The sequence below is a fragment of the Protofrankia sp. CiP1_Cm_nod3 genome (genome assembly GCF_982290655.1).
Genome location: NZ_CEVIVD010000040.1, coordinates 16,707 through 31,511, shown reverse-complemented (window position 1 = coordinate 31,511; position 14,805 = coordinate 16,707). Strand labels below are relative to the sequence as shown.

At 67.6% G+C, this 14,805-nt stretch carries 13 protein-coding genes, 2 pseudogenes and 2 riboswitches; of the genes and pseudogenes, 7 read left to right on the top strand and 8 right to left on the bottom strand.

What is annotated here, in order from left to right; all coding sequences use genetic code 11:
* The 6 genes and pseudogenes from AC5LUJ_RS10415 to AC5LUJ_RS10390 all read left to right on the top strand — a co-directional run.
* The coding region (locus tag AC5LUJ_RS10415; RefSeq protein ID WP_493464839.1) for an N-6 DNA methylase at positions 1 to 296 on the top strand (296 nt) is incomplete at its 5' end.
* Positions 289 to 675 (top strand): annotated as a pseudogene (locus AC5LUJ_RS10410) (restriction endonuclease subunit S); the annotation flags it as partial. The gene AC5LUJ_RS10415 and the pseudogene AC5LUJ_RS10410, both read left to right, overlap by 8 nt.
* Before the next feature lie 27 nt (positions 676 to 702).
* A complete protein-coding gene (locus AC5LUJ_RS10405; protein ID WP_493464843.1) occupies positions 703 to 1,410 on the top strand; it encodes a restriction endonuclease subunit S in 708 nt (235 codons plus the stop codon).
* Entirely contained in the window at positions 1,407 to 4,637 is a 3,231-nt protein-coding gene (locus tag AC5LUJ_RS10400) for a type I restriction endonuclease subunit R (protein WP_250285315.1), read from the top strand. Before AC5LUJ_RS10405 ends, AC5LUJ_RS10400 begins: the two co-directional genes overlap by 4 nt.
* Positions 4,638 to 4,884: 247 nt before the next feature.
* Complete coding sequence (locus tag AC5LUJ_RS10395) at positions 4,885 to 5,109, top strand: hypothetical protein (protein ID WP_250285313.1); 225 nt, start codon at positions 4,885 to 4,887, stop codon at positions 5,107 to 5,109.
* A 151-nt stretch (positions 5,110 to 5,260) separates the two neighbouring features.
* A complete protein-coding gene (locus AC5LUJ_RS10390; protein WP_250285312.1) occupies positions 5,261 to 5,413 on the top strand; it encodes a hypothetical protein in 153 nt (50 codons plus the stop codon).
* Between the two features lie 147 nt (positions 5,414 to 5,560).
* On the opposite strand, the gene AC5LUJ_RS10385 is transcribed toward AC5LUJ_RS10390, so the two are convergent.
* The 8 genes from AC5LUJ_RS10385 to fbaA all read right to left on the bottom strand — a co-directional run bounded on the left by AC5LUJ_RS10385 (position 5,561) and on the right by fbaA (position 13,241).
* Positions 5,561 to 5,818 (bottom strand): hypothetical protein, encoded by a 258-nt coding sequence (locus tag AC5LUJ_RS10385; RefSeq protein WP_493464838.1) that lies wholly within the window; start codon positions 5,816 to 5,818, stop codon positions 5,561 to 5,563.
* 442 nt (positions 5,819 to 6,260) lie between these two features.
* Positions 6,261 to 6,635: a DUF6247 family protein gene (locus AC5LUJ_RS10380; RefSeq protein ID WP_493464837.1), complete on the bottom strand. Its 375-nt coding sequence runs from the start codon at positions 6,633 to 6,635 to the stop codon at positions 6,261 to 6,263.
* 205 nt (positions 6,636 to 6,840) lie between these two features.
* Positions 6,841 to 7,746 carry a hypothetical protein gene (locus AC5LUJ_RS10375; RefSeq protein ID WP_493464836.1) on the bottom strand — a complete coding sequence of 302 codons (906 nt, stop codon included), beginning with the start codon at positions 7,744 to 7,746 and terminating at the stop codon, positions 6,841 to 6,843.
* Positions 7,747 to 8,087: 341 nt separating this feature from the next.
* Positions 8,088 to 8,447: an ATP-binding protein gene (locus tag AC5LUJ_RS10370; RefSeq protein WP_250285309.1), complete on the bottom strand. Its 360-nt coding sequence runs from the start codon at positions 8,445 to 8,447 to the stop codon at positions 8,088 to 8,090.
* A gap of 108 nt (positions 8,448 to 8,555) precedes the next feature.
* The gene (locus AC5LUJ_RS10365; RefSeq protein ID WP_250285308.1) at positions 8,556 to 8,990 is read right to left on the bottom strand and encodes a DUF3151 domain-containing protein; all 435 of its coding nucleotides are present in this window, start codon (positions 8,988 to 8,990) and stop codon (positions 8,556 to 8,558) included.
* A 234-nt stretch (positions 8,991 to 9,224) separates the two neighbouring features.
* Positions 9,225 to 9,968: a transglycosylase family protein gene (locus AC5LUJ_RS10360; RefSeq protein ID WP_250285307.1), complete on the bottom strand. Its 744-nt coding sequence runs from the start codon at positions 9,966 to 9,968 to the stop codon at positions 9,225 to 9,227.
* A 5-nt stretch (positions 9,969 to 9,973) separates the two neighbouring features.
* A riboswitch (cyclic di-AMP (ydaO/yuaA leader) is annotated at positions 9,974 to 10,139 on the bottom strand.
* Positions 10,140 to 10,740: 601 nt separating this feature from the next.
* Positions 10,741 to 11,460 (bottom strand): transglycosylase family protein, encoded by a 720-nt coding sequence (locus AC5LUJ_RS10355; protein ID WP_250285306.1) that lies wholly within the window; start codon positions 11,458 to 11,460, stop codon positions 10,741 to 10,743.
* A gap of 7 nt (positions 11,461 to 11,467) precedes the next feature.
* Positions 11,468 to 11,616: riboswitch (cyclic di-AMP (ydaO/yuaA leader) on the bottom strand.
* Between the two features lie 587 nt (positions 11,617 to 12,203).
* The gene (fbaA, locus tag AC5LUJ_RS10350; RefSeq protein WP_493464835.1) at positions 12,204 to 13,241 is read right to left on the bottom strand and encodes a class II fructose-bisphosphate aldolase; all 1,038 of its coding nucleotides are present in this window, start codon (positions 13,239 to 13,241) and stop codon (positions 12,204 to 12,206) included.
* Positions 13,242 to 14,252: 1,011 nt separating this feature from the next.
* Between fbaA and AC5LUJ_RS10345 the strand changes: the two are divergent.
* Positions 14,253 to 14,805, top strand: a pseudogene (locus AC5LUJ_RS10345) (hypothetical protein); the annotation flags it as partial.

The following is a 14,805-nucleotide window of genomic DNA, read 5'->3' as shown; positions in this document are numbered from 1 at the left end:
CGAAGATCGCCGGCACCTACCACGCCTGGCGGGGGACGCAGTCGGCCCGCGAGAAGAACCTGAAGTACGAGAACGTCCCCGGCTTCTGCTACTCGGCGACGACGGAGGAGATCCGCACCCACGACCATGTCCTCACCCCGGGCCGCTACGTGGGAGCCGCCGAACTCGACACCTCCAACGACGAACCAATAGCCGACAAGATCGCCCGCCTCACCAAGGAACTCTTCACCCACTTCGAGGAATCCGCCCGCCTGGAAAAAGAAGTCCGCACCCAACTGGAGCGCCTCGATGTCTGACTGGCACAAGGTGAGCCTCGGGGAGTTCGTCTCACTCCGGCGAGGGCACGACCTTCCGGCACGAGAGAGAACACAAGGCTGCGTTCCTGTAGTTGGTAGCGGTGGGATAGTTGGTTACCATGATACGGCTATTGCCCCGGGGCCGGGAGTTACGGTTGGCCGGGCTGCCAATCTTGGCTCTCCCTCCTTTGTGGATTGCGATTACTGGCCTCTAAATACAACCTTGTATGTAGATGATTTTTGTGGTAACGATCCACGATTCGTGTACTATCTGTTTCTGACACTGGACTTGACTGGCTTTGATTCTGGTAGCGTTCAGCCGATGTTAAATAGGAACTATATTCGTAGAGTTCCTATTCGGGTGCCGAGTCCATCTGGGCAGCGCGAGGTTGCTACGGTGCTCGGGGTGCTGGACGACAAGATTGCTGTCAACGAGCGTGTCGCTGCTACGTCCCGGCAGCTCGGTGAAGCCCGGTTTGCTGACGTGGTCCAGGGGTCGGGCGGTCGTAAGATCCGGCTCGGTGACTTGGTCGAGACGTTGACGCGCGGCGTGGCACCGCGCTATACCGAGGACGACGATGCCCTCGTTGTGCTCAACCAGAAGTGCATTCGTGCGGGCCGGGTGGGCCTCGATCCTGCTCGAAGGACGGAATCAGGAAATGTCCAGTCCGGTAAATATCTGAAGATGAACGATGTGCTGGTCAACTCCACAGGTGCCGGCACGCTGGGTCGGGTGGCAAGATGGGCCGGGGACATCCCGGCCACGGTCGACTCGCATGTCACCATAGTCCGTTTCTCGTCGGATCGAATGAATCCGATGTGTGGTGCGTTCGCCATACTGGCAGCTCAGCCCGAGATCGAGTCCATGGGTGAGGGAAGTACCGGCCAGACGGAACTCGGTAGGGCGAAGTTGAGTGATCTCGTGCTCGCTGTTCCGGCGCCCGAGAAATGCGAGAGTATCGGTGTCGGATTGGAAATCCTGGAATCTCGCGCTGAGGCCGCGCTGGGGGAATCCATCACGCTCGCCGAGCTGCGGGACACGTTGTTGCCGAAGTTGATGTCGGGGGAGATTCGGGTGCGGGATGCGGAGAAGGTTGTGGAGGATGTGACGTGAGCTCGGGTCGGGGGGGCTGGAGCGAGGCTGACTGGGAGCAGGCGGCCGTTGACACGCTGGGGGAGCTTGGGTGGCAGCCGGTGAAGGGTGCCCAGCTCGGGCCGGGTAGTGGGGAGCGGAAGGACTGGGCTGAGCCGATTCTTGTCGAGCGGCTGCGGGACGCGATCAGTCAGATCAATCCGGATCTGCCGGCCAGCGCTGTCGACGATGCCGTCGGCGTGGTGCTCGCGTCCGAATCCCGGGACGCGATCGCGGAGAACCATCGGCTGCACGAGTTCATGGCGCGCGGGATGCGTTCCGTCACCGTAGTCGACGAATATGGTGCCGAGCACACCCCGACCATCTGGCTGATCGATTTCCGCGATCCGGAGGTGAACGACTATGTCGTCGCCAGCCAGGTGCGGATCGACGACCGTAACCGTAACGGCATCCGCTGTGATCTCGTCCTGTACCTCAACGGCCTGCCGGTCGCCGTCGTCGAGCTGAAGAACGCCGGCGCCGAAAAGGGCGACCTGCGGGTCGCGCACCAGAAGCTGATGAACTACGTGGCCGAATGGCCGCTGGCGTTCCGGGCCACCGTGCTGTTTGCCGTCGCCGACGGGGTGACCGCCCGCTATGGCACCCCGTTCACCCCGTTCAACCATTTCGCGCCGTGGAACGTCGACGAGAAAGGCCAGCCGGTACGCCGGGAGGGAAACCCCGGCGGGCAGCCACGCGACGTTGACGACGTCCGCTACGACGACGCGCAGAGCGTGCTGCTGCACGGCCTGTTCGACCAGCGCCGGTTCCTCGAGCTGCTGCGCGGCTATGTCACGTTCGCCAGTGTGGGCGGCTCGGGCCTGCGGAAGCGGATCGCGAAGGCGCACCAGTACTTCGCCGTCAGCCGGGCGGTGGAGAAGACCGTCGAGGCGATCCGCGGCGACGGGAAGGCTGGTGTCGTCTGGCACACCCAGGGCTCCGGCAAGTCGATGGAGATGGAGCTCTACGCCTACCAGGCCAGCGTCGACCCGCGGCTGGCGAACCCGACGATCCTGGTGCTCACCGACCGGATCGACCTCGACGACCAGCTCCACGGGGTGTTCAATGCCAGCCTGCTGCTGCCGAGCAAACCCGTGCGGATCGATAGCCGCGAAACGCTCCGCACGGAGCTGTCGAGCCGCACGACCGGCGGCATTCTGTTCACCACCCTGCAGAAGTTCGGCCTGACGAAGGAGGAGCGGGAGGCGAAGTCGGCGCACCCGCTGCTCTCCAACCGGCTGAACATCATCGTGATCGTGGACGAGGCGCATCGCAGCCACTACGACAATCTCGACGGGTTCGCCCTCCGGCTGCGCGAGGCGTTACCGAAGGCGACGTTCCTCGCGTTCACCGGCACCCCCCTGTCGGAGGTGGACCGCGACACCCGCAAGGTGTTCGGCGACTACATCGACACCTACGACCTCACCCGGGCCGTCGAGGACGGGGCGACCGTCCGCGTCTACCACGAAAGCCGGCTCATCCCGCTCGAACTGCCGCCGGGCGTCGACCCCGAGACGATCGACACCCGGGCCGACGAGATCACCGCCGGGCTGGACGAGGCGGAGCAGGAGCGGGTGCGCCGCAGCGTCGCCGCGATGAACGCGCTCTACGGCGCGCCGGCCCGGGTCCGGACCCTGGCGAGCGACATCGTCAAACACTGGGAGGCGCGCTCCGACCGGATGCGCCCGTTCATCGACGGCCCCGGCAAAGGGATGATCGTCTGCGCCACCCGGCAGATCTGCGCGGACCTGTACCGGGAGATCGTCGAGCTGCGCCCCGGCTGGCACGACGACGCCGTCGACCGCGGGAAGATCAAGGTCGTCTACACGGGGAACACCGACGACAAGGGCGAGATCTTCAAGCACGTCCGGCGGCCGTCCCAGAACAAGGTGATCCAGTCCCGGGTGCGTGACGCCGACGACCCGCTCGAACTGGTCATCGTGCAGTCGATGCTGCTCACCGGGTTCGACGCGCCGCCACTGCACACGATGTACCTCGACAGGCCGATGCGCGGCGCCGCGCTCATGCAGGCCATCGCCCGGGTCAACCGCACCCACCGCAACAAGCGGGACGGCCTGCTCGTCGCCTACGCCCCGGTGGCCGACCGGCTGCGTGCGGCGCTCGCCGAGTACACCTCCACCGATCAGGCGCAGCAGCCCCTCGGCCGCGACATCGGCGAGATGATCGGCAAGGTCCGTGACCTGCACGACGTCATCGTCAGGATCCTCACCGACCACGACTGGCGGGCGGCGCTCGCCGCCGGCACCCGGACGGCCTACAAGGACGCCCTGTACGGCACCATCGAGTACCTGCACGACCCGGCCCGGCCGGGGAACACGGCACGGGACGGCCAGCTCCCGCGCGCAGCCCGGTTCCGCGACGCCGCCGCCCGCCTCGAACGGGCCTACGCGCTGTGCGCCGTCCGGGACGAGCTGGACGACCTGCGCCCCGACATCGCGTTCTTCCACGCCGTCCGGGTGTCGATGGCCAAACTGGACGCCGAGGAGCGGCGGGCCGCCGGCCTGCCCGTCCCCGACGAGGTCGAGATCCTGCTGCGCCAGCTCACCGCCGCGACGATCGAGGCCGGCGGCGTCACCGACCTCTACGAGGCGGCCGGGATCTCCCGGCCCCCCGACCTCTCCCACCTGGACGAGGCATACCTGGAGCGGCTGCGGGCGTCGAAGACCCCGAACCTCGCGATCGAGGCGCTGCGGCGGGCCGTCGAACAGACCATGCGTCAGGTCACGCGGCACAACATCGTCCGCCGGCGCAGCTTCTCCGACCGGCTCGTCGAGCTGATGAACGCCTACCGCAACCAGCACCTGACCGCCGCCGAGATCCTCACCAAACTGGCGGAGATGGCCAGGGAGGTGAACACCGAGGGTGACCGCGGCCGACGCTTCACACCACCGCTGTCCACCGACGAGCTCGCGTTCTACGATGCCGTCGCGCAGAACGCCTCCGCCGTCAGGGAGCTGGGGGACGACAAGCTCGCCGCGATCGCGCGCGACCTCGTCGTCCAGGTCAGGAAGTCGGTGACCATCGACTGGACGATCCGCGAGGACGTCCGGGCGCGGATGCGCACCATCATCAAACGCCTGCTCGCCCGGCACGGCTACCCCCCGGACGCGGCCCGGGAGGCGATCGACCTCGTCATCGCCCAGACAGAAACCTTCGCCGAGGACTGGGCCGCCGGCACCGACCGCTGACCGCCGCTGACCCGCGAGCGGGGGTCATCCAACTGTCGGGACGCCGCGTCTACGCCGCGATGGAAGGCGCCATGCCCGGTGAACGACCCCACGACCGCCCTGAGAGGCGGAATCCAACCGTCTCAACACATCAGGACCTCGCGTATGGCCACGAAAAGACCACGCATGGCGAATTGCACTTGTGTAATTAGCCGCGAAACACTGTGTCCGACCGGCGACGTGGGTAAGTTCGAGCGGAGGCTGAGGGATGCTCAGGCCACGGCACCCGATCAAGGAGCTGGAGGCCGTTCTACGGAGCGCGGAGAAGCAGGGCTGGAAGGTTGACAGGGGCAAGGGCTACTTCAAGATGTTCTGCACCTGTGGTGAGCTTCACAAGAAGTTCGTGCACCTCACCCTGTCCGACCCCAACTACGGGAAGAACCTCCGCGGGTATCTGAAGAGCCGGACATCCTGGAAGGAGGACATGTCGTGACGTACTACACCATGATCGAGCTCAAGGCCAGTGGCCCGCTCGACGGTCTTGACGCCTCACTGATCTCCTTGCTGACACTCTGTATAACCTGCACAACGTCACCGACCCCGACCTTGGCGCGACTCTCAGCACCGGCCGCATCGACGTCACAATGATCGTCGATGCTGACTCCCTCGAAGAGGCTCTGCACAAGTCCCTCACCGCCACGCGCACCGCGATCCACGTGGCCGGCGGCGCGACTCCCGACTGGGAGCGGATGATCCGCGAGGTCGGCACCCAGGCCCGCGAACTCACCGACGCCTAGCAGGCGCCGATCACCAACACCAACGCGACTCGAGACCCGGCCAGCACGACGCCTGTCCCGTTTCGGGATGCAGCCGCTAGGCGGCCGGGATGATGTCGCCGTCGCGGACCGTCAGGCGACAGCTGGGTGGGGGGCCGCTTGGGCGTGCTACCCGTCGATGATGTCGGCGGCGGTGGCCGCGGTGACCGCGCGGCGCAGCCAGACGTCCAGTTGGGTCAGGTCGGTGGAGGCCAGGATTTTCTCGCGTACCGCCTCGGGCACCGGCACGCCGCGCGTGTCGAGCACGGTCAGGATGTCTTCTCCCTTCCCCTGCGCCTTCCCCTCGGCCTTCCCCTCGGCCTTCCCCTGAGCGGCGGTGTTGCGGAGCAGTTCGCTGCGGTACTCGTAATCGGCGGTGGTGGTCATGAAAGCCTCCCAACGGATCCGGGCCGCTTCGGGCAGCCCGGCCAGTACGCCCCAAAGCACCGGTAGGTAGCCACACGCATCCTCACGAACGACGATATGGGTCGATGGACGTCCGGGCATCGGTGGAGATCAGCGTGAGTTTGTCGTTGTGTACGCTTTTGCGGCCAAAAAGAGTATACAACGACAAAATTATGCCGATCATGGTCTGTGCGGGTGGTTGTGGATGGGATTCGTGCTGCTTGATCAGTGTTTTAAGATCCAGGTGACTCGGAGCGCGGTAATGGTGAGCAATCGGTCTTCGATGCTGTATGTCAGCAGTCCGTACCCGAAGACCGCCCGCCACAGTTCGGTGCGCTTGTTGTAGGTGCCCTGACGATAGGGGTCGTCGACCAGCCGGTTCAGGAGAGCGTCAAGCTCATGGCGGCCCTCGGGGGGTAGTGTGTCACGCTGTTGCTCGGCGTAGGTGACCCAGCGGATCGTGTATCTGGCCATTGGTCACCTCCGGATCCCCGGCTGGGTATGAGGTGGTCGCTCCGAGCACGGTGGGGTCTCCGGCCGCTATGCGTCGACGGTCCGCGAGAGCGCCGGTTTCGATCTCTGGGTTGGCGGTGAGCACCGCCTGCCCCCACCACTTGTCGATCACCACGCTCACCGGGTCGAGGTTGAGGGTGTTGTCCGCCTCCGCCAGCGCGATCCGCAGTTCCGCCACGAACATGTCGCGATCGTCTGGACGGAGCGCATCGCGGATCGCGGGCCCGTTCTTCTCAACGCGGTTGCGGACCCCGTAGATCGGGATGGTGTCGGCCATGCGATCCATTGTTCCACCCCGTAGGTGGAGCAACGGGGAGGAGAAGTGGTCGCCCGTGTGATCCGCTGTTCCCGTCGACAGGGCAGGTCAGCAGAACGGTTGCCGCCCGCCGGTCGCGGCGCGGGATGCGATCGACCTCGTCACAACCCAGACAGGGACCTTCGCCGAGGGCTGGGCCAGCGGCGGTGGGTAGGTGGGAGATCGCTTGGGTGTGCTACTCGTGGACGACGTCGGCGGCGGTGGCCGCGGTGACCGCGCGGCGCAGCCAGACGTCCAGTTGGGTCAGGTCGGTGGAGGCCAGGATTTTCTCGCGTACCGCCTCGGGCACCGGCACGCCGCGCGTGTCGAGCACGGTCAGGATGTCTTCTCCCTTCCCCTGCGCCTTCCCCTCGGCCTTCCCCTCGGCCTTCCCCTCGGCCTTCCCCTGAGCGGCGGTGTTGCGGAGCAGTTCGCTGCGGTACTCGTAATCGGCGGTGGTGGTCATGAAAGCCTCCCAACGGATCCGGGCCGCTTCGGGCAGCCCGGCCAGTACGACGTCATAGTACAAGATCTCTTTCTGTGGGCCTACGGAACGCAACGCTTCCAACAACGCCGGGAACATCGCGTCCACCTCGGCGCCACCGCCGTGGCAGAGTGCGGAGAGCACCGCCAGCGCCGGGTTCGCCCGGGCCAGCCGTACGTCCACCACCAGCGGCACGTCACCCGGCGTAAAGATCAGCGGCCGGAGCAGCAGGCCGCTCGGCCCGTCCGGGGGGAGCATGCGCCGGTACCAGCGGGCTGTCGCCGGGTCGGGGCAGAAGACCACGAGCGCCGTGTCGACGTCCAGCTCGGCCTCCAGTTGGGCCACGTACAGCTTCCAAGTTCGCTGTTTCGCGAGGTCCCGGCCACGCTGGATCTCCAGCACGGCCGCCAGCAGCGGCCGGTCCACCGGATCGCAGAACAGCACCATGCCGTCGGCGTGGTAGGTGCGCGGGACCATGACGCGGACGTCGGTGGCCTCGGTGCGAGCGTGGTGGTAATCGGGCATTTTGACGTCGAACACGGTGGCCAACAGCCAGGCCATCAGGTCCGGGTCAAGCTTGGTCAGGGCGACCGGGGATTCGTGTTCGGCAGAGGGCATGGAAGCACGGTATGCACCGGATCCGCATACATCGGGCCTTGTCCGTGCTGAAACCGGTATCAGCAAACAACAAGGCCACTGTTCCGGCGGTTGTTCCGTCCGCTGTTCCGGCGACCACGGCCGTGACCGCGGCGTTGGCTGCCGAACGACGTGAATTCGGTGCCGTGGCCACAATCCTGGATTCACATCGTTTGTCGTGCCGACCGGTTTGCCGCGTCGCCCCGAGACACCGGCCCACCCGAGGCGGTTTACGGACTTCGTGGATCGAGACGGTGTCCGCCGCGCTTCAGTGCTCCTGCCGACCTGTCGACAGCGGATCGGTCCCGGGGCCCGGCGCGGCGTCAGGACGGGGAGAAGGCGTCAGAGCGGGGAGAAGATGTCGTCGGCCGTGACGGTGAGGATTCCGGGTGGCGGGTTGCGGATCTCCTCGCGGGCGCAGACGGCGAGGCGGATCGGGCCTGGCCGGTCCGCGTCCCGCTGGCCGGCACCAGCGAGCCCGCGACGGACAGCTGCGCCAGTTCGCCGCGGGCGGCGCGGCCGGCGTCGGTGTGGAAGACCGACCGCCGTCCGGCGACGAAGCGGTGCGGCAGGGCGGTCTTGCCGACTCTGCGCCGTCCCCAGACCACCACCGGCCGCGGGTCGGTCGAGGCCCACCAGCGTTCCAGCGCGGCAAGCTCTCCGGTGCGGTTGACGAACGTCATCCGCCTCTGCCTGCATCGCCCGTAACTTACATCGGACGTCAGTAGAGTGCCGGCGAGCCGTTGGCGGCCCATGCTGGCGGGTTGCCGCGCGGGGCCTCTCCGGTGGCTTCAGGTGGCCTTGAGCCCCAGGACGTCGGATGCCTGGGGGTCGCTGTCGGCGAGGAAGTCGCGACAGCGGGTGGCCTCCTCGGTCTCGCCGATCGCGGTGGCCGCGCGGGCCAGTGCCGCGAGCGCCCGCAGGAAGCCCTGGTTGGGCTCGTGGGACCACGGGATCGGCCCGTGCCCGCGCCAGCCCGCGCGGCGTAGCTGGTCGAGGCCGCGATGGTATCCCGTCCTGGCGTAGGCGTAGCTGGTCACCGGGCTGCCGGCGTCGAGGGAGCGTTCGGCCAGGGTTGCCCAGGCGAGGCTGGAGCCGGGAAAACGGCCGGCGACGGTCTGCGGATCCTCGCCGGCGCTCAGCGCCTGCGCCGCGGCGGGATCGATGGTGAGCTTGGCCGGTGGTGGGCCACCGAGCAGATCCGGTCGTTCGGGCGAGGGTGTCATGGGGCTCATCCTGCCGGATCCGGCCGGCCGCGCAGCCAGCCGGAGGGGGAAGTCCGTCAGATGATGGACCCGCCGGGAGGGGGAGAGCCGGCAGGTCCATCACCTGATCGGGGTACGAGGCGGGCAGGGCACCCGGCCGCGACCCGGCGGCAAAGGAACGGCGTTGAGCGTCCCGTGACCTTTAGCCGCAAAATTTCAAAGTCATAAAATGGTACAAAAGGTGCACCCGGTATGCTACAGGACGGTCGGGTTGGTGACGGTGACGTCCCAGAGGTTCTTGCCGACCACTCCAGCGCCGCCGTCGTCCACCCGGGTCAGATACGAGTAGAGCGATGCCAGTCCCTGGGACTCCCGCCCGAAGCGTCCGTCCACCTGGAGGATGAACCTCTTCTGACGCATCTCGCTCTGCCAGACGTAGGCGTCGGGGCGGACCTCGCCGGCCAGTGTGCTGGACAGCGCCGTCCCGGTGAAGTTCTCGGAGTTCAGCAGGGCCTTGGCGCGTTCCAGCGTCATCGCTGGCTGCACCGGAGTAATCGCACGCTGTACCGGGCTGGTGGTGGGAGCGCTGGGGGCGACGATACCGCTGGACGACGGTGCCGGGCCGCTACGGCTCAGGCCCAGCTTGGACGCGCAGGACGGCCACGGGGACCAGCCACGGGCGTTGTAGAGCTTGTAGGCAGCCTCGTCCTGAAGCGTCGGCGGCGCGCCGCTGGGCAGGCCGGAGTAGCCCAGGGCATGCCAGGTCTGGGCGTCGAACTGGTAGGCGCCGTAGTAGCCGTTGCCGGTGTTGATCAGATAGTTCCCGCCGGACTCACACTGGCGGAGTTTGGCGAAGTCGTCAGCGGTCGCGGCGCTTGCGGGTGCGGTCGTGACAGCCAGGCCACTGCTCACGAGTGCCGTCACGGCACCGGTGGTACGCAGGACCTTCATGACGGTGGAGGGAGGTTGCGGGGCGCGGTGCCTGCCACCAGACGGCATGTGGGTCGGTCCTTCCCGTCGCCTACGAGGTGAGCTGTCGGGTGCGGGCGGGAATCAGGCCCGGCCGGTGGCACCAGGAGGCACTGCCGGCTTTACCCCAAGGACTCCGTGGACGGACGTCCGGATGGTGGTTCCCCCGATCCTGTCCTTGTGGCTCCGCGGTAGCTCGGGCCGTACCGAACGGGGACAGGACTCGGCGTCCGTCCGGGCGGCCTCACCGATCCGGCGAGTGGGGAGGACTCTAGCGAGTCTGGTTCTATCGAAGCAAATCGGGGTGTCGGATGAACTACACCGACGTGACTGTTATCACCCGAATGGGCTAAGCGCCTTGAACGTGTCACCGTAGCTGACGGTGTGACTCCGCCCCGCGGCGGGGTCGCCTTCTCCGATTTCTGTGACTTATGGTGACGGACGAAGTTTCTTTCGTATCGTGAATGTGCTTGTTGTCACTTCTGGGGCACTCCGGGAAGCGGAGCCGTCCGGAGCGGTCCCCGGCCCTGCCGGGCCGGATCCGGGCCGGCCGCATCCGGGGTTCTCCTGGATGCGGCCGGAGGCCTGGCATGAAAGGGGATCGTGGCTGCGCTGTCCATGGCGCGCCAGCCCGGTCCGGTCGGATGTCCAGCCACGGGTGGGCCGGCTGTGTGCGGACTGTGCGTGCCGCCGGTGGGCGGTGCCGTCCGCCAGAGGCCGTTCGACCGCTGGGTCGTTCGGCCAGTTGCCGGCTGTTCGGCCGGCTGTTCGGCCGGTTGGCCGGTTGGTTGGCTGGCCGTGTTCAGTCGAAGGTGGCCGTCCAGGTCCGTGGGCCGCAGATACCGTCCACCTGCAGTCCCCGCGAGTTCTGCAGGAGGGTGGCGGCGAAGGCGGACTGGGGGCCGTAGCGGCCGTCGATCCTGATCCGGTAGCCGAGCCTGTTCATCTGGCGCTGCCAGGCTCGTACGTCCGAGCGCACCTGATAGATCAGCCCGGTGGTGAACAGCGTGTTGTCCGCGAGACTCTGCGCGCTCTGACGCACCACCCAGCGTTGGGCCCCGGTCGACCCGGCCGCGCCCGCCGAGCCGGTGCCGGTGCCGGTGCCGGTGCTGGGCGATCCGGCCCCGGACGAGCTGGCGCTCGCCACCAGCTGGTCGGCGCCCATCCCCTGGCCGCAGACCGGCCACTGGCCGAAGCCGGACCGGTTGGCCAGTCTCAGCGCGGCCTCGTCCTGGGTGGCTGGCAAGGCGTCGCTGGGCAGCCCCGGGTAGCCGAGGCTCTGCCAGGTGCTCAGCGAGAACTGGTAGGCACCGTAATAACCGTTGCCGGTATTGACGGTGTAGTCCCCCCCGGACTCGCACTGGCGTAGCTGCGCCCAGGTGGTGGCGGCGCTGGCGGGCTGTGACATCACGATGCTTCCGCCGACCGCCGCGGCCAGCGCGGGAGCGACTACCAGCGCCCGCGCGCCCAGCCGGATTCGGCCGGTTCCGTGCTGTCGATTTCGGGAACGTGCACTGGACATATTGGTTTTATGCCCTTCCCCACGCCTGCGAAGTGAGCTGTCGGGTTCGGGCTGGGACTGCCCGGCCGCATGTGCGGCTTCACCCCGAGGACGCCCGGTATCGGCGCCCAGAAGTGGGTCCCCCGTTCCTGCCACGAGTTTGGGTTTTCGTCGGGCGAGGGCAGGATTCGGCGTGCCGCCCGACGTGTGTTCGCTGTGTCGCGAGCACGGCGCAGACCATAACAACAATTGCTGGGCGCCGAACAAGCGGGGAATACGCTTCGTGAGGATGTGCACACCGGGCCGGCGGCTCTTGTCGGGGCCCGGGAGCGGATGGTAGCGCACGGGTACGCGCGCTTATTGATTTCATCATACTTTTATTGCCGGGAAAACTCGGTATCCCGCCGTGCCGGTGGCGATCGGGGCCGGATTATCCGGATAGGAGCCAGTGCGTGGGCCGGCGATCCGCGTGCTATGGGCCGGAAGCCGGGCCCGGCCGGCCCGGCGCCCGCGGCGCGGAACACCGCTGATTCAGCCGAAGACACGTCGAACGGCAGGACCATACGTACAGTGCCGTGATCCGACGATGATGCGACCTTTCCGGAACCTGCGTCATATACGGATGGCCGTTGAAAGGTGACGGCCATCCGGTCACCCGGGCGCCGGGAGGCCGATGGGTCGGCACCCGCACGCGAACGCTCGCCAGCCGGACGACGAAGCCCGGTCTGGCGAGCGTGTTGTGGGGCCGTCCCGCCCAAGCGGGGTCAGTTGGCGAGGGAGCGTCCCGCGGAACGCAGGTCCTCGCACGCCTTCACGACTCGGGCGGCCATGCCGACTTCGGCCGCCTTGCCGTAGCTGCGCGGGTCGTAGTGCTTCTTCACGCCGACCTCGCCGTCCACCTTCAGAACGCCGTCGTAGTTCCGGAAGACGTGGTCGACGACCGGCCGGGTGTACGCGTACTGGGTGTCGGTGTCCACATTCATCTTGATCACGCCGTAATCCACCGCTTCGCGGATCTCGGACAGGTCGGAACCGCTCCCGCCGTGGAAGACCAGGTCGAGAGGTCTGGCCCCGGCTGGCAGCCCGAGCTTCTGCGCGACATACTGCTGACCATCCCGCAGGATACTCGGACGGAGTTTCACATTGCCCGGCTTGTATACCCCGTGCACGTTTCCGAAGGTTGCCGCGACCAGGTAGCGGCCCCGTTCCCCGGCGCCGAGGACCTCGACGGTCCGCCACATGTCCTCGGGCGTGCTGTACAGTTTCTCGTCGATCGCGCCGACGATGCCGTCCTCCTCACCGCCGACGACACCGATCTCCACCTCCAGGACGATTTTCGCCTGGGCCGTGTCCGCCAGCAGCGCGTCGGCGATTTTGAGGTTCTCCTCGATCTCGACCGCGGAGCCGTCCCACATGTGGGACTGGAACAGCGGCTCGCGGCCCTCCCTGAGCACCCGCTCCTTGGAGATCGCGACCAGGGGGCGCAGGTAGGTGTCGAGCTTGCCGGCAGGACAGTGGTCGGTGTGCAGCGCGATGTTGACCGAGTACGCCTTGGCGACATGGTGGGCGAACTCGGCCAGCGCCTGCGCGCCGAGCACCATGTTCTTCACCCGGGTACCGGAGAGAAATTCGGCCCCTCCGGTGGAAATCTGTACGATACCGTCGCTCCCGGCGTCCGCGAAGCCCTTCAGTGCGGCATTCAGGGTTTCACTCGACGTGACGTTGATCGCAGGGTAGGCGAATGCCTCCGCCTTGGCCTGGTCGAGCATCTGGGCGTAGATATCTGGGGTGGCAATGGGCATCGGTCTGGCTCCTGTGGACAGTCGGGGCGCGGCATGCCCGGTTCGGTGATATTTTACCGATTCGGACGTGTGCCGTGCCGGGAAGTTGCGCGAAGGGTATGACGAACGCTCCCCGTCCGGTAGGACGGCCGCAACGGGTGAGTACGGATGTTCTGTCGGGTGTGGTGCACTATGCCGTCGTCCTCACTCCCGGCTTCGTCGGGAGCGGTGTCGTCCGTCGGTTTCCGGTTACCCGGTGACGTTTTCGGTTACCCGGTGACATCGTCCCGCTCGCAGCCGGGGCAGCCCATGACCGGCTCGGGCGCGTCGCTCATCGCGGGGGAGCGCATCCAGCGGATCCTCGATCGCGTGGATCTCGTTGCTGCGGCCCGCACCGATCTGTGCCCGGCGGACGCGTGCTGGCGACCGGGGTACCGTCGATCGCGATTTCCGGTGCCATGGCTCGTTATGTTACCGGGAAGCATCCGGCCGCGCTCCGCCTGAATGCGCCGGAAGCCGCCCGTACGGCCTGGGCTGTGCCTTCTGCCAGGCCTTCTGCCAGCGCTTTGGCACTCCGGCTCGCGGCAGCGGCCGGTTTGTTCCATGGCCGCGGGCCTTATGTCCCGCCATGCCCCGCCGCGGTGTGCCGCGGCATGCCCGGGCACATGTTCCCCACCGCGTGTCCCCACCGCATGTTCCCGTCGCGGGGCCTCGCGGTATTGCTCCCGCCGTGCCCGACGCGTGCTCCCGTCTTGTCCGATGTGCGCTCCCGTCGCGGCTGGGCGCGTGACGTGACCGGGGCAGTCCAGGCGGTCCGCCCACCGGAGCGGACATGGCCGTCGGGCCGTTCGCCGGCACGGTGGCGAATGGGCCCGATGACCCGTTCTGTCCGCTGTTCGCTATTGTGGGCACCGGTCGGACGGCTGGCGGCGGCATGGTAATGACCTTGACGCCCGATGGCCGCTCCGGCGGGCCCGGATCCATGGGCCGGCGAAGGGGGACACACGGGGGGCCGACCGGACGGAAGGTTCCATGGATCGACATCGCGGCTACGGCCGTGCCCGCCGGAGGTGGCCTGCCGCCGTGTCGGCGGTCGTCCTCGGCGTTCTCGCGGCGGTCGCGCTGCTCCTGACACGGTTCACCACACCGGCCGGCCCGGCCGGCGCGGCCGGCGCGGACAGGTCCGTCGTCGCCCCGGCACTGGCGTCGTCGACGGCCGTGCTCGCGCTCGCCGCCCGGTCGACGGCGGGGCCGACGGCCGACCGCGGCACCGTCAGCGGCGTCGTGCGGCTGCGCGCCACCGCCACCGCGGACGCCTGGACCTGGGCGGCGTTCGTCCTGCGGGGGCCCGGAACGGTCGTCCAGGTGGTGCCCGCCGCCCCGTACGAGGCCACCGTGGACACCCGGGCACTGCCCGACGGCGCCTACACGCTGGCGGAGATCGTGTTCCATCCGTCCCAGGCCCCCTCGATACGCTCGAGCCAGCTACGAATCGTCAACACGCCACAGCTGACCGCCCCCCAGGGGCCCGCACGGCCACCGGCTGTGGCCGACCCGCCGGCCACCCCGGCCCCGACCACGCCGA

What these genes read in the sequence shown, in the direction of transcription:
- AC5LUJ_RS10385 (WP_493464838.1), bottom strand. Translation starts at nt 5,818, where the DNA reads ATGACCACCACCGCCGATTACGAGTACCGCAGCGAACTGCTCCGCAAC.
- fbaA (WP_493464835.1), bottom strand. Translation starts at nt 13,241, where the DNA reads ATGCCCATTGCCACCCCAGATATCTACGCCCAGATGCTCGACCAGGCC.
- AC5LUJ_RS10365 (WP_250285308.1), bottom strand. Translation starts at nt 8,990, where the DNA reads ATGACACCCTCGCCCGAACGACCGGATCTGCTCGGTGGCCCACCACCG.
- AC5LUJ_RS10395 (WP_250285313.1), top strand. Translation starts at nt 4,885, where the DNA reads ATGCTCAGGCCACGGCACCCGATCAAGGAGCTGGAGGCCGTTCTACGG.
- AC5LUJ_RS10370 (WP_250285309.1), bottom strand. Translation starts at nt 8,447, where the DNA reads ATGACGTTCGTCAACCGCACCGGAGAGCTTGCCGCGCTGGAACGCTGG.
- AC5LUJ_RS10360 (WP_250285307.1), bottom strand. Translation starts at nt 9,968, where the DNA reads ATGCCGTCTGGTGGCAGGCACCGCGCCCCGCAACCTCCCTCCACCGTC.
- AC5LUJ_RS10380 (WP_493464837.1), bottom strand. Translation starts at nt 6,635, where the DNA reads ATGGATCGCATGGCCGACACCATCCCGATCTACGGGGTCCGCAACCGC.
- AC5LUJ_RS10390 (WP_250285312.1), top strand. Translation starts at nt 5,261, where the DNA reads ATGATCGTCGATGCTGACTCCCTCGAAGAGGCTCTGCACAAGTCCCTC.
- AC5LUJ_RS10355 (WP_250285306.1), bottom strand. Translation starts at nt 11,460, where the DNA reads ATGTCCAGTGCACGTTCCCGAAATCGACAGCACGGAACCGGCCGAATC.
- AC5LUJ_RS10375 (WP_493464836.1), bottom strand. Translation starts at nt 7,746, where the DNA reads ATGCCCTCTGCCGAACACGAATCCCCGGTCGCCCTGACCAAGCTTGAC.